16 protein-coding genes are annotated in these 20335 nt (G+C 68.3%); 5 read left to right on the top strand and 11 right to left on the bottom strand.

Annotated elements, in window-relative coordinates:
- Window positions 1–2: 2 nt before the first annotated feature.
- The 4 genes from rpsK to infA form a co-directional block, all read right to left on the bottom strand.
- Entirely contained in the window at window positions 3–416 is a 414-nt protein-coding gene (gene rpsK / locus ACLJPD_RS19380) for a 30S ribosomal protein S11 (RefSeq protein WP_019045110.1), read from the bottom strand.
- 9 nt (window positions 417–425) lie between these two features.
- Window positions 426–797, bottom strand: coding sequence for a 30S ribosomal protein S13 (gene rpsM, locus ACLJPD_RS19385; protein WP_266296680.1), 372 nt, complete (start codon window positions 795–797; stop codon window positions 426–428).
- 177 nt (window positions 798–974) lie between these two features.
- Entirely contained in the window at window positions 975–1088 is a 114-nt protein-coding gene (gene rpmJ, locus ACLJPD_RS19390; protein WP_056818299.1) for a 50S ribosomal protein L36, read from the bottom strand.
- Between the two features lie 176 nt (window positions 1089–1264).
- Window positions 1265–1486 (bottom strand): translation initiation factor IF-1, encoded by a 222-nt coding sequence (infA, locus tag ACLJPD_RS19395; RefSeq protein ID WP_003418601.1) that lies wholly within the window; start codon window positions 1484–1486, stop codon window positions 1265–1267.
- 363 nt (window positions 1487–1849) lie between these two features.
- Between infA and ACLJPD_RS19400 the strand changes: the two genes are divergently transcribed.
- On the top strand, window positions 1850–5173 hold the full coding sequence (locus ACLJPD_RS19400; protein ID WP_410873826.1) for an AAA family ATPase: 3324 nt from the start codon (window positions 1850–1852) through the stop codon (window positions 5171–5173).
- Window positions 5174–5228: 55 nt separating this feature from the next.
- On the opposite strand, the gene ACLJPD_RS19405 is transcribed toward ACLJPD_RS19400, so the two are convergent.
- Window positions 5229–5729: a DUF4254 domain-containing protein gene (locus tag ACLJPD_RS19405; RefSeq protein ID WP_410873827.1), complete on the bottom strand. Its 501-nt coding sequence runs from the start codon at window positions 5727–5729 to the stop codon at window positions 5229–5231.
- Window positions 5730–5902: 173 nt separating this feature from the next.
- Between ACLJPD_RS19405 and ACLJPD_RS19410 the strand changes: the two genes are divergently transcribed.
- Window positions 5903–6712, top strand: a complete 810-nt coding sequence (locus ACLJPD_RS19410; RefSeq protein WP_410873829.1) for a GntR family transcriptional regulator — start codon at window positions 5903–5905, stop codon at window positions 6710–6712.
- Complete coding sequence (locus ACLJPD_RS19415) at window positions 6709–7299, top strand: GNAT family N-acetyltransferase (protein WP_410873831.1); 591 nt, start codon at window positions 6709–6711, stop codon at window positions 7297–7299. The genes ACLJPD_RS19410 and ACLJPD_RS19415 overlap by 4 nt, the downstream gene beginning before the upstream one ends.
- On the opposite strand, the gene eccCa is transcribed toward ACLJPD_RS19415, so the two are convergent.
- Genes eccCa through eccD form a run of 3 tightly spaced genes read right to left on the bottom strand, consistent with a single transcriptional unit; the run spans window position 7277 to window position 14282 of the window.
- Entirely contained in the window at window positions 7277–11386 is a 4110-nt protein-coding gene (gene eccCa, locus ACLJPD_RS19420; protein WP_410873833.1) for a type VII secretion protein EccCa, read from the bottom strand. The two genes, ACLJPD_RS19415 and eccCa, sit on opposite strands and share 23 nt — an antisense overlap.
- Window positions 11387–11388: 2 nt before the next feature.
- Window positions 11389–12807 (bottom strand): type VII secretion-associated serine protease mycosin, encoded by a 1419-nt coding sequence (gene mycP, locus ACLJPD_RS19425; protein WP_410873835.1) that lies wholly within the window; start codon window positions 12805–12807, stop codon window positions 11389–11391.
- Window positions 12807–14282, bottom strand: coding sequence for a type VII secretion integral membrane protein EccD (gene eccD / locus ACLJPD_RS19430; RefSeq protein ID WP_410873837.1), 1476 nt, complete (start codon window positions 14280–14282; stop codon window positions 12807–12809). Before eccD ends, mycP begins: the two co-directional genes overlap by 1 nt.
- 131 nt (window positions 14283–14413) lie before the next feature.
- On the opposite strand from eccD, the gene eccA reads away from it, so the two are divergent.
- Window positions 14414–16222, top strand: coding sequence for a type VII secretion AAA-ATPase EccA (eccA, locus tag ACLJPD_RS19435; RefSeq protein ID WP_410873839.1), 1809 nt, complete (start codon window positions 14414–14416; stop codon window positions 16220–16222).
- A gap of 40 nt (window positions 16223–16262) precedes the next feature.
- Here eccA and eccB read toward each other — a convergent pair whose 3' ends face one another.
- Complete coding sequence (gene eccB / locus ACLJPD_RS19440; protein ID WP_410873840.1) at window positions 16263–17759, bottom strand: type VII secretion protein EccB; 1497 nt, start codon at window positions 17757–17759, stop codon at window positions 16263–16265.
- 103 nt (window positions 17760–17862) lie between these two features.
- On the opposite strand from eccB, the gene eccE reads away from it, so the two are divergent.
- The gene (gene eccE, locus ACLJPD_RS19445) at window positions 17863–19557 is read left to right on the top strand and encodes a type VII secretion protein EccE (RefSeq protein ID WP_410873842.1); all 1695 of its coding nucleotides are present in this window, start codon (window positions 17863–17865) and stop codon (window positions 19555–19557) included.
- 63 nt (window positions 19558–19620) lie between these two features.
- On the opposite strand, the gene ACLJPD_RS19450 is transcribed toward eccE, so the two are convergent.
- The gene (locus ACLJPD_RS19450) at window positions 19621–19929 is read right to left on the bottom strand and encodes a hypothetical protein (RefSeq protein ID WP_410873844.1); all 309 of its coding nucleotides are present in this window, start codon (window positions 19927–19929) and stop codon (window positions 19621–19623) included.
- 44 nt (window positions 19930–19973) lie between these two features.
- Window positions 19974–20300: a WXG100 family type VII secretion target gene (locus ACLJPD_RS19455; RefSeq protein WP_410873845.1), complete on the bottom strand. Its 327-nt coding sequence runs from the start codon at window positions 20298–20300 to the stop codon at window positions 19974–19976.
- Between the last annotated feature and the right edge of the window lie 35 nt (window positions 20301–20335).

Genomic DNA, 20335 nt, shown 5'->3' on the forward strand with positions numbered 1-20335 from the left:
TGTTAGACGCGACGCCGCTTGGGCGGACGGCAACCGTTGTGCGGCTGCGGAGTGACATCGGAGATCGAGCCCACTTCCAGGCCTGCGGCCTGCAGCGAACGGATCGCGGTCTCGCGGCCCGAACCCGGGCCCTTCACGAACACGTCGACCTTCTTGACGCCGTTCTCCTGCGCCTTGCGGGCAGCGTTCTCGGCAGCGAGCTGCGCGGCGAACGGGGTGCTCTTACGCGAACCCTTGAAACCGACGTGACCCGACGACGCCCACGAGATGACATTGCCCTCGGGGTCGGTGATCGAGACGATGGTGTTGTTGAACGTGCTCTTGATGTGCGCGTGGCCGTGCGGGATGTTCTTCTTATCCCGGCGACGCGACTTCTGAGTCTTCTTCGGGCCAGCGGCCCGGCTCTTCGGAGGCATACGCTATCCCTACTTCTTCTTGCCGGCGACGGTCTTCTTCGGACCCTTGCGCGTACGCGCGTTGGTCTTGGTGCGCTGACCACGAACGGGCAGGCCACGACGGTGGCGGATGCCCTGGTAGCAGCCGATCTCGATCTTGCGACGAATATCGGCCTGCACCTCGCGGCGCAGGTCACCTTCGACCTTGTAGTCCGTGGCCTCGATGAACTCGCGAAGCTTGGCCAGGTCGTCGTCGGTCAGATCCTTGGAGCGCAGGTCCGGGCTGACGCCCGTCTCGGCCAGGATCTGGGTGGCGCGGGTGCGCCCGATTCCGAAAATGTAGGTCAGCGCGATCTCCATGCGCTTTTCGCGCGGGAGATCAACGCCCATCAGACGTGCCATGTGGCAGGTTCCTTAATGGTTTCGGAGGTCTGCTCCCCGTCCGTCCCCCCGTGTACAAAATGGGGGCACCGGCCTCCGTGCCGGTGGATGGCGCGCACACGTGCGTACGCGCTGGAGCTGGGAGTGCTTCTTTCGGTCAGTCCGATCAGACGATCGGTGCCCGGTGGTGAGGCTGGATCAGCCCTGACGCTGCTTGTGGCGCAGGTTGTCGCAGATCACCATGACCCGACCATGACGGCGGATCACCTTGCACTTCTCGCAGATCTTCTTGACGCTCGGATTAACCTTCACGTCAGTCCAATCTTGTATTGGTCCACACAGGTGGTGTGAACACAGTTTTTCCCCAGCCTGAGGACTGGGGAAGTCTGGGGTGCGTCCCGGGCTCATCCCCGCTCGCGCGGGGAGCGTGGCTCGCCGGGACACTGTGCGACGCCGCGCGCCGACAGGGCTCGCGACGTCGGCAGGCATCACTTGTAGCGGTAGACAATCCGGCCGCGTGAGAGGTCGTACGGCGACAGCTCGACGACCACACGGTCTTCCGGGAGGATACGAATGTAGTGCTGCCGCATCTTTCCGCTGATGTGCGCGAGAACCTTGTGACCGTTCTCGAGCTCGATCCGGAACATCGCATTGGGCAGCGGCTCGACAACTCGACCCTCGACCTCGATGGCCCCGTCTTTCTTCGCCATATCCTCCGCGATCCCGGTTACGCTCAACCTGAGTTTTGATTACCGTGCTGTTCACTCGCAACGGCCGACAACGAACGGTCGGCATGCATGCGAACAGTCGGCGCATAGGTGCACCGCCGCTCAAGCTTACCGGGCCTGGCGGCCAGAGGCAAAAGTGCCCCGAACCGTACACCTCGATCAGGCCTCGCGCTGCGCTATCGACGGGCCGACTCTCCCCGATCCGGCAGGCTGACGGCGGGCGTTCCAGGGTCGGTGCCCAGAGTTGAGGCGCCCACCACGTTGTCGTGGTTGTCGCGTAAACTCCACGAGGTCGGATAAGTGGGTCGATCAGAATCGGGGGACCCTGGTGAGCGAGGCGTGCCGGTGAGCCGCAACAACGACAGCCTCCCCATGCTGCCGCCGTGGCTGTCGGAGAGCGACGTCACACAGGTCGGTTACGAGGCTCCGGTCGAGAATCTGCCCCAGGACGACGAGATCGACGAGGCACCCAAACGCCGCCGCTTCATGGGCCGTGGCGACGACGCTCCGCGTAAGGAAAAGGGCAGGCGCCGCCGCAAGGCCGAGGAAGAGGCCGCTCAACAGTCCGCGCCACCCGTCGACCCGCGACGCCCTGCCGAGCCGACGCACCAGTCCAGCTGGGCCACCCCGCCGCCCGCGGACCCGTTGATCCCCGGCCCCTCCCACCGGCAGCACCGCAACGAAGAACAGCCACGCCAGCAGCCCACCTACGAGCAACAGCCCGGCCGCGACTTCCCACAGCCGCCGAGCCGCGAGCAGTCGGCGCCACCGCACGAGCCGTCCCCGCCCCGGCAAACAGGCCGCGATGCGACGCCGCACCAGTTGCCCGGGCAGCCGAGCGCGGGCTGGCAAGCTACGCCGAACCCGCTCGCACCGCCGCCGAACGCGCCGTCGCCGACCGAGGCGACACCGTTGTCGAACGCCCATGGACCGTCCGCGACCCCAGGTCCCGCAGCGAGCGACTCGGGGCCGTGGAACACCGGCCAGTCAGGGGCGGCGGCACTCTCGCCGACGAGCGCCGCACCCACCCATGCGGGGCCGGTACTGCCGGCACCGCCCGCCGAATCGACGGAGCACGGCGCAGGTGCCCTCCCGACGCGCACCCCGGCCCCGCCGTCGAACGGCTTCACCCCGCTCGGCCCGACCCAACAGCGCCCCGACCTCCCCCCACCTCCTCCCCTGCCGGACCCACCCGCCCGGCCGACCCAGGCCCCGCCACGCCTGACCGCTCCGCCACAGTCTGTCGCCCCTGACCGCGACATCGAGCAGCCCGCCGACTCGGTATCGCAGCCGGTGCCGCCCCGCGACGAGCACCGGCAAGCCGCGACCGGCACACCGACCGCGCCTACTCACGATGAGACGGCTTCCTCTCTTCACGAGGTGCCGCAGTCCGACTCCGGATCGCGGCCGATGTCGCCCGACGAGATCGAGCAGGCCGCGCCATCGACGCAGGCAACCGGTGCGCCCGAGTCAGCTTCGGCGACAACCGCCGCGGCCGCCGAGCTGACGGAGTCGCCGTCGACCGGCGCGCGTCATGCGGTCGGCGGATGGTCGATGCCCGACGAGGACGCGCCCGCGACCACTACCCCGCACACCACCGAAACCCCCGCGACCACCGTCGAACCGCAGGCATCCTGGGATCCGTTCGCCGACGGCACGCCCTCGCCGACACCTGCTCTCGCAGCCGAGTCGCCCTCGACGTCGGCGGACTCCACGGGTCCTGACCCGCAACCGGATGCCACGCAGACGGGTCGCCGATCTCCGCACGCCACCGGCGAATCCGCGGCACCGCACGGGTCTCCCTACAGCTCCGGTGAATCCGTCGCTTCGCAGCAGTCCGCGGAGCAGCGATCGCCGTATGCCTCAGGCGAGACCGCACAGCCTTCGACTTACTCTGCGACGCAGTACAACTCGGTTCCCGGCGATCCAACGCCGGTCGCGCCGGTGCATGCGCCGGATGGGCGGACCGAGGTGTTCCGGTCCGACGATCCGCGGCTGCAGGGTCGGGTGCCGGGCGAGGAACACGCGAGCAGGCAGGGTGGCGCGCCCGCGCCGGAGCAGGCACGCGCCGCGCAAACCGGTTACCGCTCGGGCGAATTCGTGCAGGCGGCCGATGCCGTCTCGCCGTATCCGCGTCCCGACGGCACCCCGGCGCAGCATCAACAGCCCGACGGCCTGCCCACCTACGGGCCCGATGGTGTCGCGGTGCGACCAGACGGTGCGGCGCAGCAGCGGCCCGCGGTTGCTCCCACCCAGCACCAGCACCCAGACGGCTCACCGGCACAGCAGTATCAGCCCGACGGCAGCCTGAATCCCCAGTACCGACAGCCGAATCAGGCTGCGCAACAACAGTTCCTACCGAACGGTCCGTCGCAGCCATACCAGCCCGACAGACCTCCTGCGCAACAGCAGCCCCACGGCCCCGGCCAGCAGTACCTGCCCGACGGCACGCCCATACCGCAGCAGCCCAACGGACCGAGCCCGCAGTTTCTGCCCGATGGCACGCCCGCGCCGCAGTATCAGCAGCCGATCGGACCGGGCCCGCAGTTTCTGCCCGACGGCACGCCCATGCCGCAGTATCAGCAGCCCAACGGACCGGGCCCGCAGTACCTGCCCGACGGCACCCCCGCACAGCAGTACCAACAGCCCAACGCAGCACCGCATCAGTACCAGCAGCCGGGCAACTACCAGCAGGGCCAGCAGCCTTATGGTCAACCGGGTTGGGGCGCACAGCCACACGGCTACCAGCCCTCACTCGACAATGTCCCGGTCAAGCGCGCCAAGAAGGCGCCGGGCAGCGGTTGGCGCAAGGCCGTGCACCACGTGTCCGGTGGCGCGATCAACCCCGGCATGTCCGCCGAGGAGCTGCGCCTGCAGGAACTCGTCGCCCGCATCCGCCAACCCGTGCGTGGCGACTACCGCATCGCGGTGCTCTCGCTGAAGGGCGGCGTCGGCAAGACGACCACCACCACCGGTCTCGGCTCGATCTTCGCCTCGATCCGCGGCGACCGGGTCATCGCCGTCGACGCCAACCCCGACTTCGGCACCCTGTCACAACGCGTCGCCATCCAGACTCGCTCGACCGTGCGCGACCTGCTGCTCGACCCGTCGATCCAGCGCTACTCCGACGTGCGCAGGCATACCTCCCAGGGTTCGAGCCGCCTGGAAGTGCTTGCCAGCGAACGTGATCCGGCCGCGTCGGAGGCGTTCAACGACGAGGAATACCGGGCCGTGGCCCGGATCCTGCAGCGCTTCTACAACATCATCCTCACCGACTGCGGCACCGGCCTGATGCACTCGGCAATGAGCGGCGTCCTCGACCTCGCCCACTCCCTGGTGCTGATCTCCTCGGCCGCCATCGACGGCGCCCGCAGCGCCGCCGCTACCCTGGACTGGCTGTCCCTGCACGGCCACGACCACCTGGTCCGCAACGCGGTGGTCGTCATCAACCTCCCCCGCGAGGGCTCACCCAACGTCGGCATCCAGCAGCTGCGCGAGTATTTCCTCTCCCGCTGCCGGGCGGTGCACATCATCCCCTTCGACGAACACCTCTCCGAGGGCGCCGAAATCGACCTGCACCGCCTACACAAGGGCACCAAGCGCGCCTATGTCGAACTGGCCGCCACGGTGGCCGACGAGTTCGGCGCACAGCATCACCGCCTCGGCTGACACGCACCACGCCCACGAGTGCACAACGCGGGCGTGGTGAGCGCGTCGAGCTGAGTCACCACGCGGGCAAACGTCTGCGCCCGGCCACTACGTCACGGACCAGATCGTCGTAGGCGTCGGCCAGTTCGGCCAGGTGGTGCCACGCGCAGTGCAACATCTCGTCGTGGGCGGCCAACGTCATCAGGGCGTGGTGCGCACGCACCGATGCCTCGGCCATGCGGTCGATCACCGCGCCGACGGTCTCGGTGTGCAGCGTCGCGCCGAGCCGGTGCTGCGGTACCGCACGCAGCACCCAGTCGTCGATCGCCAGCACCAGTTCACCACGGCGACAATCGATTTCGCGCAGTACTTCCGGGTCGGTGTCGACCCGTCCGCCGCGCCCGACCACCCGTTTCTCGTGCAGCACGGCCAGGTCGCGCGCGAACCACAGCAGCGGTCCGCCGACCACCCGATGCCCACGACACGCCCGGACGAGAATGTCGGAGAGGGGTAACAAACCAGTAGCGGGCGGCAGCCCGGCGGTATCGACACTTCGTACAGTGTCGGGGAAAGCCATTACAACTGTAGAACTCTCCGAACCAGCCACGTTGCCTCGCCGTCATCGCCGCAGAGCACCGGATCAGGACGTTCATTACAATAAACCTCGCAAGCTACCTGTCAAGCATTACTCGGCCGTAGGTAACCGATACGAGTACACTTCGTTACCTGCACGACCTACCGAGGAGCATGATGGCGGACGGTCCGACCTATCTCCGGATCGCGAACCTTCTCCGTGAGGAGATCCGCGCGGGCACATGGAAACCGGGCGACCGGCTGCCGAGCCACTCCGAGCTCGCCGATCAGATGAGGGTCTCGATCACCACCTCACGCAACGCGATTCAGGTGCTCGTGGCTGAAAATTTGGTCTACACAGCGACTTCCCGCGGGACCATCGTGCGCAACCAGGAAGTCCTGGAGTCGGTGGTCACCGACCATATCCGGCGCGATCGGCCCAAGTCGGCACACGACATCTTCGAAGAGATCGCGCGCTCGGCCAACCGTGAACCGTCCAAGCAATTCAGCACCAGGATGGAACCGGCGAACACCGAGGTCGCGCGCTGGCTCGGGGTCGCCACCGATTCCTGGGTGCTCGCCCGCACCGTGGTGCAGTACCTGGACAACGAACCGTGGTCGTGGGAGGTGAGTTTCTACCCCCGCGACCTGGCCGAAGCCGCGGGCATCGACTCCCCCCATGACATTCCCGAGGGCACCACCCGCCGCCTGGCCGACCGCGGCTACGGCGAAACCGCCCACCGCGACACCGTGCTGGCCCGCGCCGCCACCGCCGAAGAAGCGGCGGTACTCGGCGTCGCCACCGGCACCGTCCTGCTCGACCACCTGCGCATCGGCGCCAACCACGAACGGGTCACCCGGGCGACCCGGCACCGTTCCCAGGCGGGCCGCAACCGGCTGGCCTACCAACTCGGCGACACGACAGGTACCGACGTGATCGCCCGTACCCTCGGCATCGCACCCGGGCCTGCCGTCGCCTTGACATGACGGTGGGCATCCGGCCGGCGACCCTGGGTGACCTGCCGCTGATCTGTCGGCTGCGTGTGCAACGCACCGCGTGGCTGACCATCCGAGGCTCCGATCAGTGGACGGTCGCGGGCCGCGGCCGTCCGATCGAGATCTTCGCCGCCGCTGTCGGCACGGCACTGGACCGGGGCGAGACCTGGATCGCCGAGTTCGAGGGCGAACCGGCAGGCACCATCACCGTCAACCACCGGGCAGACCCTGACCTCTGGTCGTGCTGGGAGCTGGCCGAATCGGTCATCGTGCACTTCATGATCGTCGACCTGCGTTTCGCGGGCCGTCAGGTGGGTCAGCGGATGCTCGCGCACGCCGCCGCGCTGGCCGTGCGCGAACACCGCGACTGGGTCCGCCTCGACGCGTGGACCGGCAACCACGAACTCCATGACTATTACCGACGCGAAGGGTTCACCCTCGCCCGTGTCGCGGGGTCGATCGGCCCGTCGTGCGCGCTGTTCGAACGGCACACCGACAGCTGGTTACTCGACGCGGAGGCGGTGCCCGCCCTCGGCCGCCGCGACAAGGCGCCGGTCACAGCGGAGGCAGGTAGCTGACCTGCACCATCTGGTTCTCGCCTGACCGCGAGACCAGCGTGCCCCGGCCGGGTGCCAGCTTGCCCGAACGCACGTCGCCGAGCAGTTTGCCCTCGTCCTTGGGCGCCGACATGAGCAGCGCGTCGACCGACAGGTCCTTGAGCATCCCGAGAACCTTGTCGAACAGCGCCCTCGACGCGCCGCCGGAGCGGCGGACCACCACCAGGTGCAGCCCGATGTCGCGGGCCTGCGGCAGGAATGGCAGCAGCGGCTCGAGCGGGTTGCCACCGCCGGTGACCACCATGTCGTAATCGTCGACCACGACGTAGATCTCGGGACCGGTCCACCAGTCGCGATCGCGCAACTGCTTGGGCGTGATGTCGGGGCCGGGGATGCGCCGGGTGAGGTAGGCGGCGACCTCTTGGATCATCGGCACCGCGGTCTGCGCCGAGGTCGAGTACCCGGACAGCTGTTCACCTTCGATGATGCCGAGCATTGTCCGGCGGTAGTCGAGCAGGATGACCCTGGCCTCCTCGGCATTGGAGTTCTCGGTGACGCCGAGGACGATATTGCGCAGCAGTGTGGTCTTGCCGCATTCCACGTCGGCGAAGGCCATCAGATGCGGCTGGCTGCCGAAATCCAGCACGATCGGGGCGAGTTCGTGCTCCCCCAGACCGATCACGGCGTGTGTCTTGTCGCCGACGATGCCGCGGGCCGCGGCTTCGGCGAGCACTTGCTCGCGCGGGATCTCCAACGGCAGCATCCGGACCGCCGGGGCCTTGCGGCTGCCGTACAGCTCGGTGAACTGTCTGCGGGCCAGCGCGATTCCCTCGGGCAGGGTCATCGGGTCGGAGCTCGAATCCAGTCGCGGTAGGGCCATGAGCAGGTGCAGCTTGTCCGCGGTCAAGCCGCGGCCGGGCCGTCCCGTCGGCACCAGGATCGCAGTGCGTCGGTCCATCTCGGAGTCACCGGGATCGCCGAGGCGCAGTTCCAGCCGGGTACCGATGAGGTCTTTCACCGCGGGGCGGATCTCGGGCCAGCGGGTGGCGGCGATCATCAGGTGAATGCCGTAGGACAGGCCCTGGGAGGCCAGCGCGGTGAACGCGGGTTCGAGGCCCTCGTATTCCGCGCGGATGGTCTGCCAGCCGTCGACGACCAGGAAGACATCACCGAATGTGTCCTCCGACAACGGATCCGCTGCCCGCTCGGCGGGAGTCGCCTGTGCCAGTGCGGCTTTGCGGCGACGGAACTCCTGGATCGATTCGATGCCGAGCTCGCGGAAACGCTCCTCCCGCCTGGCCAGCAGGGTGACCATCTCGGCGAGCGTACGGCGGATCCGGTCGACCTCCATGCGGCCCGCGACCGAACCGACGTGCGGGAGGTCGGCGATGCTGGTCAGGGTGCCGCCGCCGAAGTCGAGGCAGTAGAACTGGACCTCTTCGGGTGTGTGGGTCGCCGCGGCGGCCATGATGACGGAGCGCAGCGCGGTGGATTTGCCCGACTGGGGACCGCCGACCACAGCGAGGTTGCCCTGGGCGCCGGACAGGTCGACGACCAGCACATCGCGACGCTGCTCGTAGGGCTTGTCGATGACACCGATCGACATGATCAGCTGTCCGTTCTGATTGCTCGCCGCGCGCCAGTCGGGATCGGGCAACAGCATGTCGATCGACGGCGATTCGTCGAGCGGGGCCAGCCAGACCTCGTGGGCGGGGCGACCGTGTCCGCGCAACCGGTCGACGACCACGGAGAGCAGAGTCTGGCGGCCGTCACCGACCGTCGCGGCGGTGTCGTCGGCTTCGTCGAGTGCCGCGGCTTCGGGGGAACCGGGCGGCGGCGGCAGGGCGGGCAGCTCGCGCCGCGCCGGCGCCGCGGGTCCGCCCGCCTCGGTGGTCTCCGCTATCGCCGGTGCCGTGGTCTGCACAGGGGACGCGGTGAAGATCACCGGTGTCTCCTCGGCCGGACCGCTGCCCGAGGTACGCGCCGTGCGGCCGGAGCTCGGCGAGGTGTAGGGGCCCGAGACGTAGCAGGCGTTGAAGCGCAGCGGGTCGTCGGCGTCGCTTTTGAGGTAGCCCGCGCCGGGTGCGCTCGGCAGGTGGTAGGCGTCGGTGATGCCGAGTACCGCACGCGATTCGTTGGCCGAGAACGTCCGCAGACCGATCCGGTAGGACAGGTGCGAGTCCAGCCCGCGCAGCTTGTTCTCCTCCAGGCGCTGGGAGGCCAGCAGCAGATGCACCCGCAGGGAGCGGCCCAGACGCCCGATCATGACGAACAGATCGGCGAAATCCGGTTTCTGCGACAGCAATTCGGAGAACTCGTCGACCACGACGAACAGCGCGGGCAGCGGGTCGAGCGGCGCGCCTGCCGCCCGCGCCCGCTCGTACTCGGTGACGTTGGCGAAGTTGCCCGCCGAGCGCAACAGTTCCTGGCGCCGGGTCATCTCGCCGGAGAGCGCGTCTTTCATACGGTCGACGAGGGAGAGTTCCTCTTCCAGGTTGGTGATCACCGCGGCGACATGGGCCAGCGACTCCAGACCGAGGAAGGTCGCGCCGCCCTTGAAGTCGACCAGCACCATGTTGAGCTGATCCGGGGAGTGCGTGGTGACCATCGAGAGCACCAGGGTCCGCAGGAACTCGGACTTACCCGATCCCGTCGCACCGATGCACAGCCCGTGCGGGCCCATCCCGTTCTCCGCCGACTCCTTGATATCGATCTCCACCGGTGTCCCGTCGGGAGTGATACCGATCGGCACCCGCAGGCGCTCACGATCACTGCGCGGGCGCCAGACCGTCGCGGGGTCGATCTGCGCGGCGTCGGGGATCTTGAACAGGTCCATCAGTCCCGGCACCGCACGGGATTCGTCACCGAGGCTGACGATCTGCGCGGCGGTGGCGAGCCGATACCGGGCCAGCGCCCGTGCCAACGTCGTGGCCTCGGCCAGCATCACGGTATCCGTTGCGGCGAATTTCTCTACTCCCGCAGGCGATTTCGCGGCAACCATGCCGTCGACGCACACCAGTTGCAGGCCACGGCGCACGGCCAGCCCGGTCTGCGGTGCGGTGAGGTCGATGACGGTGACCGAGTCGAGTCCGGCGTCGCCGACGATGCGCTCGGTGCCGCCGACGAATCCGTCATCGATGATCACCAGCAGGTGCAACCTGCCCGCGGTGGGCTGGGCGTTGCGCATGAAGCGACCGCGTTCGAGCAGTTCCCCGGCCATCGTGGTCTCCAGCTCGGCCAGCGACCGGTACGTCATCCGCACCGGACCGACACCGTCGAAGGCCGTCGGATGCGCCACGTGCGGAAGCCATTTCACCCACGACCAGTTCGGGTGATCGGGGTCGGCGCAGATGACGGCCACCGCGACCTGGTCCGGGCCGTGGAAGGTCACGAACTCCAGCAGCATGGCGCGGGTGAGCATCCGGGTCTGCTCGATGTCACCTTCGATATTGATGGCGGGGAAGGCGCGCAGCGAGATCGAGGTCGGCAGGCCGTGCACCACCGAGTGGGTGCGCACGAATCGGCGCAGCGCCACGGTCGACACCGGTTCGAGGTCTTCGACCGGGCCGGTCTCGGGCCGCGCGAGTTTGGTCGCCAGCCGATGGCTGCCGACGCCGACGCGCACATGCCCGAAGTCGGGATCGTTGGGCCTGCGTTCCCACATTCGCCGTGTGCCGACGACCGAGGCAAGGTCGGCCGGGTCGGGATGACTCCAGATCAGCGATTGCCGCTGCGCCAGGCTGGTTTTGCGAACCTCGCCGCGGGTCTGGCCGAGGTAGCGGAAGTAGTCCTTGCGCTCTTCGTCGATCTCGGCGGCCTTCTTGGGACCGCCCGTGCCACGCATCGACAGCATCATGCCGAACATCGACAGCAGCATCATGACCGGGAACATCAGCATCAGCGGGTTGGCGAGCAGGTTGCGGCCCACCATCACCATCATCGCCAGCATGCCGATCATCGCGACCACCATCACCACCGGCAGCAATCGCATCAGCAGGCTCGGCGGCACCGGACGCTGGACCTCCGGCGGCGCGCTCAGCGCCACCTCGCCGCCGGGAGCCCGGGGCGGGGCGATCCGCGGACGCCGGACGAAACCTTCGGTGCGCATGTCTACCGTCCTTCTGGCACAGCGGGGTCCGCGAGATCGTCGGATTCGGTGTCCTCGCGGCGCAACATGATCGACACGCCGTAGCCGATGGCCAGCGCCGCCAGCAGGGTGCCGGAGCCGACGATCGCGACCAGGCGCGGCAGCGGATCAGGTCCGGGCTCTGGTGCCGGGGCAGGCACGCTCCGGGGAACGGAGATATCGTCACCGGCGGTGGTCAGGGTCGCGGTCAGCGCGGCGACCGGGTCGATCAGGCCGTAACCCACGCGGTCGTCGCGGCCGGTGCCCGGGTTGTGCGCGGTGCGCTGGATGCGCTCGATCACCTGGGCCGCGCTCAGTTCCGGGAACCGCGCGCGGACCAGCGCCGCCAGACCGGAGACGTAGGCGGCCGAGAAACTGGTTCCGTCCACCGACATCATGCCGCGGGCGCCCCGCAGCGCGTCGACCAGTCCGGTACCGCCGGGTCTGCTGTCCAGGGAGACGATGCCGCGTCCGGGGGCGGCGATGCCGACCCACGGACCATGGATCGAGAACGGCGAGACCGAGCCGTCGGCTTCGGTGGCGGCCACCGTCAGCACGTACGGGGAGAACCAGGCCGGGCTCACCACGAGTCGCACGTTGTCCCAACCGGACAGTTCGTTCTGGGCCGCGCAGACCGACTGGTCGAGGTTGCCCGCGGCGGCGATGACGACCACATTCTGCTCGGCGGCGTACTTCACGGCCGCGCCGAGCGCGCCGTCTGCCGCACCCGCGCCGGGCGCCGAGCACGACACCTCGGAGATGTTGATGACGGTCGCGCCCTGCTCGACCGCGCGGAGCACGGCCGCGGCCATGGTGAGCACATTGCCGTAGCCGCCCGCGGCGACCTTGCCCGGTTCGGCACGACCACGGTCGTTCTCGGCGTCGAACTGGAGGCTGAGCTGACGGATCGCGAGAATCTGCGCGTCGGGGGCTACCCCGGCGAAGCCGTCGCCGGGGTCGGCGCGGCCGGCGATGAGGCCGGCGACCAGGGTGCCGTGGCCGTCGCAGTCCACGGTGCCGTCACCACCCGCCTCGACGAAGTCGCCGCCGGGGCGGACATCCAGGCGCGGGTGGCGGTTCACCCCGGTGTCGATCACCGCGACGAGTTGGCCGGCGCCCCTGCTGAATTGCCAGGCGGCTGGCAGGTTGAGCAACTGCTGTGGCAGCGGCGCGTCCTTGGGCTTCTGGCCGATCAGCGACGGCTCGACGCACAGCGCGCGCTGCACGGTCGGCTCTGGTGGTCCGCCGCCCGCGTTCACCGCACGCGCCGTGCCGAGCGCCGCGTCATCGATGGCAGGTGGCGCGAGCGCGGACACCGGTGCCGGGTTCGCGAGGGTCCACGCGCCGAGCACGGCGACCGCGGCGAGGACGCCGCGCAGACGGGCGGGTTGCGTCGCTGCCATCAGAAGGTGAGGTTGCGGGCTGCCGAATAGAGGTCGAGCACCCACAGCGCCAGCGGCACGATCACGATGATCAGCAGATATTCGAACAGCTCGACAGCTCGTCGCGACACCGGTGAGACCTCGGTGTGCGGACCGATCACGCCGAAGCCGACCGCGGCGAAACCCGCAACGAGCACCAGGCCGGCGCCCATCAGATACTGGTCCGGTCGGGCGAACGCCATTCCGGTGATCAGCGCGAAACCGGTGAGGATGCCCGCGCCGATCAGCGCCGAGGCCTGGACCATGTCGGCGTAGGCACGGCCGCGCAGGCACAGCACCACCGCGACGATGGCGACGAGCACCGTGTTCTGCCACCGGCGGTCGCCGAACGGATCGGCGGCGACCACCGCGCCGGCCGCGGTGAGGATCGCGGCGGCCATTTGCAGACCGGACTGGAACTGGTTGGCCGCGCGGGCCCGCTGTTCGAGACCGGCCGCCGAGGGCAGCGCGGTCGCGCCGATCGCGCCGATGTCCTCGATGGTCGGGCGCGGCTCGTGATCGGCCGGATCGATGGCGGCACCGGCGGTGGGCACCGGCGGCACCGGCAGGGCGGCCGCGCCGACCGCCAACCGAGGCGCCATGGTGATCAGGATCAGCCCGGCCAGCAGCACCCCGACTGCGAGATCGGGGACCGCGAAGCCCCAGATCATCCGGACCGTCGCCGCGACCGCGAGCACCGCCGCGATGGGCACCACCGCCGCGGTCACCAGCGCGCCCGCCTTGGCTCCGGCGTAGATCACCAGCGCGGTGGCGAGGGTGGCGACCGCGCCGAACAGCAGATGCGGCGCCCCGAGTTCACCGGGAGTGAACAGCGCCGCGCTGGTGCCGAGCAGCAGAGTTCCGTAGAGCCCGACCACGATCACGATCAGCCGCTGCTCCGGATAACGGCGACCGGCGAGCATCGAGGCACCCCCGGCGAGCAGCCCGGCCACGAGTGGGAGCAGCCCACTGAGGACGCCGGTGCCCTTGTGCACCAGCAGCAGACTCAGCGTGGCCAGTACCGCGACCAGGCCTGCGCCCAGACCCATCGCCCGCGCCGAATGCGTTGACCAGCCGCGCATTTCGTCGGCACTGAGCCGCGCGACCGCGTCGATCACGTCGTCGAACAGGGCGGGCAGTTCCATGGCGGTCACCGAGCGCAACACCAGCAGCTCACCGTCATAGATCTCGGCCTCGGCCAGGCTCTGATGCAGCGGGATCGGGTCGCGGCCGAGCTTGGCCAGGGTCCAGTGCACGGTGACCGGAGAACTGCCCTCGTCGGTCTCGGTCAGATCGGGATCACGCGAGTCGATCAACCGCACCACGTCGGCGATATAGGCGGAGACCGGGACTGTCGCGGGCAACCCCATATCGAGTTGCGTGTTTCCACCGATGACCGAAACTCGACACAAATTGGGATCGACGGCCACAGCGCCGTTGTTCGACGATTCCGTCACGAGTTGCAGAACTCCTACTGATCGCGCTGTCGCGTTATCGCAACGGGCACAGCGTAACTGATAATCGGCAACGTGGCAGCGGCTAAACTGCGGCATCGACAAGCGTTATTCTTTTTAAGGGGTCCTGCCGCATGACCGGTAATCGCCAAGCACAGCGCGCCTTCGACGCCGGTGTCCTGTCCCTCGGCGTCGCGGTCGACGGACAGGAATCAGTGCGCGATCTGGAGTACGCGCAAATGGCCTTCCAGCGGGCCACCGAGTGGGACGCCGACATGTGCGACGCCTGGCTCGGCCGCGCCGCCGCGGGCGAGGTCACCGCCGAAGTGATCTTCAACACTTTTCGGACCAGCACCACCACCCTGTTCCGTGAGCAACGCAGGCTCGGCCTGCCCGCACGCGCGCTGGCGGGCCGGTTCCTGCTCGGCCAGTACGTCGACTACCCGCTGGCCGGTTACGTCGAGATCTGGCTCGCGCAGGCTGCCCAGCTGATCGGCAACGGTGACTACGACGAAGCCGAACGAGTCCTCGACGAACTCGATCGATACCGGGCGGACAAGCCGACCGACCACAACGAGGAGCGCGTGTGCGCCTATACCCGTGGGGTACTGCACTACACGACGCAGCGCTGGTCGGACGTGATGTCGGTGCTGGCAGGATCGGCTGACTGGAAGGACAAGTACCTGGCCGCGGGCGCCAACGTGATGGTCGGGACCGCGTGCGCGCAACTCGGCTTGTTCGGTGAGGCGATCAAGCGGCTCGAAGCCGCCGAGAACGGCCCGATCGCGGCGGCGGCGACCACCGCCCGCTTCTGCCGCGGCCTGTGTCTGCGCGAGACCGGTGAAGAGGACGCTGCCAGGGCGCTGTTCGAGAAGGCCTTCTCGGAGGCGCCGGACTTCGAAGCCAACGCCTCGGCCATGCGCAGCCCGAAATTTCGGATCACCGTGACGTCAAAGGAACTCATCGACGCGCGGACCGACCGCTGGGATCCGGCCTCGGCGCCGACCGCCGAACAGGTCGAGAGCGCCGAGTGGGGTGACCGGGCCAAGGAGTTGCTGGCGACCGCGCGCGCGGAGCTCGACCAGCAGATCGGCCTGGCCGCGGTGAAGACGCAGGTGGCGAAACTCCAGGCGAGCGCGCAATTGGCGGCGATTCGCGCGGAGAAAGGAATGTCGAGCGCGCCGCGTGGTCAACACCTCGCGTTCACCGGCCCGCCAGGAACTGGTAAGACAACAATTGCCCGCGTGGTGGCAAAAATTTACTGCGGGTTGGGTTTGTTGAAATCTGACAGACTTATCGAGGCGAAACGTGCTGACTTCGTCGGGCAACATTTGGGCAGCACCGCGATCAAAACAAACGCATTGATCGATTCCGCGATGGACGGTGTGCTTTTCATCGACGAGGCGTACACACTCATCCAGACCGGACTGTCCGGCGGCGACGCCTTCGGCCGCGAGGCCGTGGACACCCTGCTGGCCAGGATGGAGAACGATCGCGACCGGCTGATCGTGATCATCGCGGGTTACGACGGTGAGATCGAGCGGTTCCTGGCCGCCAACGACGGCCTGGCCTCCCGCTTCGCCAAGCGAGTGAAGTTCGACTCCTACACCCCGGTCGAGCTCGGGCAGATCGGCGAGTTCATCGCGCGCAAGCGTGATTCGCAGGTCTCGGAACAGGCGCTGGCCCGGTTGATCGAGGCCTGCGAGGTGCTCTACGCGCGGGACGTGGTCGACAGCGGCGGTGCGCGGCACCGTGCGATCGACCTGGCAGGCAACGGCCGCTTCATCCGCAACATCATCGAAGCCGCCGAGGAAGAACGCGAATTCCGTTTGGCCACCGACGAATCCATCGATCTGGCCGAGGTGGACGAAGAGGTGCTGATGCGCATCGAGGTCGCCGACATGGACGCCGCGCTGCGCGCGGTACTGGCCACCCTGCGCTGACGGGTGCGCGAAGCGGCCCCGCCCGGCGATCGGGGACTGGTCAGTTGCCCGCCGTGACCGGTCGCGCGCACTCCCCGGCGCGCCGGGCTGTGTCGGGACACTGCGGCAGATTGTCGTGACTGGTCAGCGCGTCCTGCAACGCCAGCACGGGGCCCGGAGCGACCGCGTCGATGAGCGACTTGGGCACCGGCTTGGGTTCCGCGGGCAGACCGAGCGCCTGCGCGGTGGCCATATCCGGAATGCCGAAGCGAATTCCGGTGTCCGCCAGATAGAACATCGCGCCCGCGGCGTTCGTGCCGGGCGTGGACGCCACCGAACGGACGAACTCACCGGTGCCCGGCCGGACGTAGACCGCGTCGACCCGGTCGCCGACACCGTCGGCGGTGGCGGGCAGCACCGGTGTCGCGTCCTTCGACAGCGGGAGCCTGCGCCCGGCTGAGAGCAGCGTCGTTGGCGAACCATCGTGGTTCGCCCGCACCCAGCTGAGGCATAAGACCGGCTCGTCCGACGCCGAGCTGAGCGCCGGAGTCTGTTCGGGGAACTGCCGCACCGGCAGGTCGTCGACCACCGGCATGCCGAGGATGCGGTCCGGCGGCACCGAACGGATATCGGTCATCCCTTGCGAGTTGGCGTTGCGGATGATCTCCGCGGCGAAGGTACTCACCGGCTGCACGCCACCGGCGAGCACCACATAGAGCTTGTCGGCGTCGACCGCCCTGACTCTGATCAGTCCGCCGATCGGGATGTCGGCGAGCCCGCCGGGTCCCGGCTCGCCGAGCCGGTCGATCCGCGGTGCGCGCAGCGGTGGCACCGGCTCGACGGCGTTGAGCAGCGCCGCGCTGATCGGGGCAGCCTGCTGATCGGACAGCTCCATGGTCCGCAGCAGCACCGCGTCCTTCGGATCGAGTTCGGCGCGCTTGCCCTGGTAGAGCAGATAGGTGCGACCGGAATTGGTCACCAACCGCGCTCGATCGGACGGCAGTGGCCGCGCGCGGTCCTCGGTGGTGTCCAGTTCGCCCGCGATCATCGTCGTGTAGACCCCGGTGGCACCGGCGGCGCTACCGGTCGCCGAGAGCGGCACCGTGTCACACAGCGCCCACCGCGCCGTGTCGTTGTCGCCCGAGCCCGGCGTCGCGCCGGGTGCGCCGGGGATTCCGAGTAGCGGACCACGACGCAAGGTCAGTTTGCTGTCCTTGACAGTGGCGGGCGCGGCGGTCGAACCGGTGATCAGCCGCGCCGAGGCGAGGTTCAGGACGGGGTGCAGGGTGCCGTCGACCACGACGTACAGCGCGCCGGAGTCCTTGCCCACCACGATCTTCGAATCACCGATCGCCCCCTGTGGTTTCAGGAAGGCGAGGATGACCGCGCCCGCGATCACCAGCACCCCGAGCACGATGCCGACGATCAGCGACCGAGCGTGCGAGCGCATCGGATCGTGCAGCATCCGCACATCCCAGCGAACCAGTGCGTGTTCGTACCGTTTGAGCAGGAACTGATGACCGTTGACTTGGGCCCGGGTCGTTATCTGCGCGGGCACACATGCCTCCGAAATCGCTTGAATTGCACCGATATCGCGACCGCCTGCGGTCACCGACGAACATAGAGTAGCGACCACGCCGAGTTCGGTCCATGATGAGCGCATGAGCACCACGGCGGTTTCCGAGAACGCGGCGACCGCACCGCGTCTGCATTCCACACAGTTCTGGTTCTTTCGCCTGATGCCACTGAGCCGCACCGTCCCCGTAGTCGTGCTGGCGACGGTAAGTGCGCTGGTAACAAGGGTTTTCACGCCGACATGGTGGGCTCCGGTACTGGCCGCGATCGTGGTGTCCGCGCTGGCCCTCACGCCGCGCCGCGGTGTCAATATCGCCGGCTATCTCGGACGGAAATTCACTGTCGCCCGACAGAAATTCAGGAATGGTTCGCTAGCCGTTAACAATTCGCCGTTCGATGTTCCATTACCCGACGGCGGCAGTTGTGGAATGCGCTGGGACGGTGCGCGATTGATCACAATTCTGCGTATCGAAGCACAACCGCGCACCGTGATACGCCTGAGCCCGGACGGCCTGCTCGGCGACGACAGGCTGCCGCTGGCCGAGATCGCGCGCTGCCTGAACCAGTTCGACATCGAACTGGCCTCGATCGACATCATCTGCGCCGGGTCGCGCAGCGGGGGGAAGGGTGCGGTGGCCCGCACCTATGAGAGCGTCCTCGGCCCGCTGCCCGCGGTGGCCCATCGCACCGTGTGGGTGGTGTTGCGGCTGGACCCGCTGACCAACGCCGACGCGGTGCGCAGGCGCGGTGGCGGCCCGACCGGTGCGCTGCGCGTGGCCACGGTCGCCACCAGGCGGGTCGCCAACCGGCTCGCCGCCCGCGGGCTCTCGGCCGCGGTACTCACCGCCACCGAGATGAGCCAGACGGTGAGTCAGTTGACCCACGGAGCACCGCTGGACGCTTTCACCGAGAGCCCGGGCAGCGTCGAACACGACGGCCTGCACCACACCACCTACCGGGTCACTCCGGAAGGGTTGGGCACCAAGGGAATAGCCGAGATCTGGTCGACCCCCACGGTGTCGACCACCATCACCGTGCGGATGCAGCGGGCGCCCGCGCCGCAGGCGACCGACAACGGTCAGGTCGCGGTCAGCGCGACGGCGCGGTTCACCACCAGGCAGGCCGTCGTCCTGCCCGATTCGCCCGGTCTGCGCCCGCTGACCGGTAGTCAACGACGCGCCATGATGTTCGGGATGCCCGCGGCCGTCGGGGTACCGACACTGCCGCTGGAACAGTATCTCGGCCAACCCGACGCCCTGCACGACATCCCGTTGCCGATCGCGGGCTGCGGCCAGCTGATCGGCGCCGATGCCGCCGGGATGGGGGTGGCGCTGCCGCTGATGGGACGCCACGTCCGCCGGGTCGAGATCATCGGGTCACTGCTGGTGGCCAAACAGGTGATCCTGCGCGCCATCGCCCTCGACGCCAGCGTGCTGGTGCACACCACTCGCCACGACGAGTGGAAACCGATGCTCGCCTTCATCGACGAGCCGCAGGCCCTGACCTTGGCCGCCTGGTCGGCGGGTTCCCAGCAGGCGAGCTCCCACCGGTTCGCCACCATGGTCGTCTTCGACGAGATCGCCCCCACCGGACACTATTCCGATACCACCGTGGTGCTGTTGCGTTCGGCCGACAGCGAGGCGGGCGACTTCGACCCCGACATCACCCTCATCGAGGATCTCGACACCGCCAACCTCGTCACCGTGCGCACCGCGTCGGACGAGACCAGCGTGCACATGGTCGCCACCCCGGAGGAACTTCGCTACGTCGGCGCGCAGTAGCGGCCACCGACGCGAAACGGCCCGTTCGATCCGGCGGATCGAACGGGCCGTCGCTTCCTCGCCTCAGCCGCCGAAGCCGGCCGAAACTTTGCCGTCAGCCTGGAAGGCGTTGATCAGGGCCTGCTGGACGGCCTTCGACAGCGCGTCCATGGTGCCGATGGTGCTCTCGGGATCGGCGCCGACATCGGAGCCGAACTCCATATCCCACTTGGCCTTGACATTGGCGAACGAGGCGAAACCCTCGTTGCCTTCCCAGGCGACCGAGAGGCGCTTGGCGGCGCCCTGCAGATTGCCCGACTCGGTCAGCAGCGCGGTACGGTGCGCGGCCAGTTCGTCGGAGAGGGTCTGGAGCGCACCCTTGTCGTACAGCATGAGAAGTCCTTTCGTGGGCCGACCCCGTTGGGGCGGCGCGGGTATCAGAGGTTGGTGTGTCCGCCGCCGGCACCGGCGGAGGTGACCAGGTCCGAGTTGCTGGCGTCGAGGTTGACGTAGGTGGTGTTGCCCTCGCCCACGAGCACGGCGAGCTCGTCGAGGATGGCGTTGAGGCGGGTGGACTCGCCTTCCCAGGTCGCCACGGCCTTCTGGCAGGCGCCGCTGGCGTCACCCTGCCAACCGGAGCGCGAGGCCTCCAGCGAGGTGTTGACCCGGCCGATGATCGCCTTGATCGCGCTCACCGAGTCGGACATGTCGCTCTGCGCTTGCGCGGTGAGCTGATCATCATTATTGACTTGCTGTCCGGTCATCGGACATCCTCATTTCTCTATCGAGTGACTGCAGA

The organism is Nocardia sp. A7 (assembly GCF_046549215.1).
Taxonomy (GTDB): Bacteria; Actinomycetota; Actinomycetes; order Mycobacteriales; family Mycobacteriaceae; genus Nocardia.

Coding starts and splice junctions, on each gene's coding strand:
- ACLJPD_RS19415 (WP_410873831.1), top strand. CDS start 6,709: ATGACGGTGGGCATCCGGCCGGCGACCCTGGGTGACCTGCCGCTGATC.
- eccA (WP_410873839.1), top strand. CDS start 14,414: ATGACCGGTAATCGCCAAGCACAGCGCGCCTTCGACGCCGGTGTCCTG.
- ACLJPD_RS19405 (WP_410873827.1), bottom strand. CDS start 5,729: ATGGCTTTCCCCGACACTGTACGAAGTGTCGATACCGCCGGGCTGCCG.
- rpsM (WP_266296680.1), bottom strand. CDS start 797: ATGGCACGTCTGATGGGCGTTGATCTCCCGCGCGAAAAGCGCATGGAG.
- mycP (WP_410873835.1), bottom strand. CDS start 12,807: ATGGCAGCGACGCAACCCGCCCGTCTGCGCGGCGTCCTCGCCGCGGTC.
- ACLJPD_RS19455 (WP_410873845.1), bottom strand. CDS start 20,300: ATGACCGGACAGCAAGTCAATAATGATGATCAGCTCACCGCGCAAGCG.
- rpsK (WP_019045110.1), bottom strand. CDS start 416: ATGCCTCCGAAGAGCCGGGCCGCTGGCCCGAAGAAGACTCAGAAGTCG.
- ACLJPD_RS19450 (WP_410873844.1), bottom strand. CDS start 19,929: ATGCTGTACGACAAGGGTGCGCTCCAGACCCTCTCCGACGAACTGGCC.
- eccCa (WP_410873833.1), bottom strand. CDS start 11,386: ATGCGCACCGAAGGTTTCGTCCGGCGTCCGCGGATCGCCCCGCCCCGG.
- infA (WP_003418601.1), bottom strand. CDS start 1,486: ATGGCGAAGAAAGACGGGGCCATCGAGGTCGAGGGTCGAGTTGTCGAG.
- ACLJPD_RS19410 (WP_410873829.1), top strand. CDS start 5,903: ATGGCGGACGGTCCGACCTATCTCCGGATCGCGAACCTTCTCCGTGAG.
- eccE (WP_410873842.1), top strand. CDS start 17,863: ATGAGCACCACGGCGGTTTCCGAGAACGCGGCGACCGCACCGCGTCTG.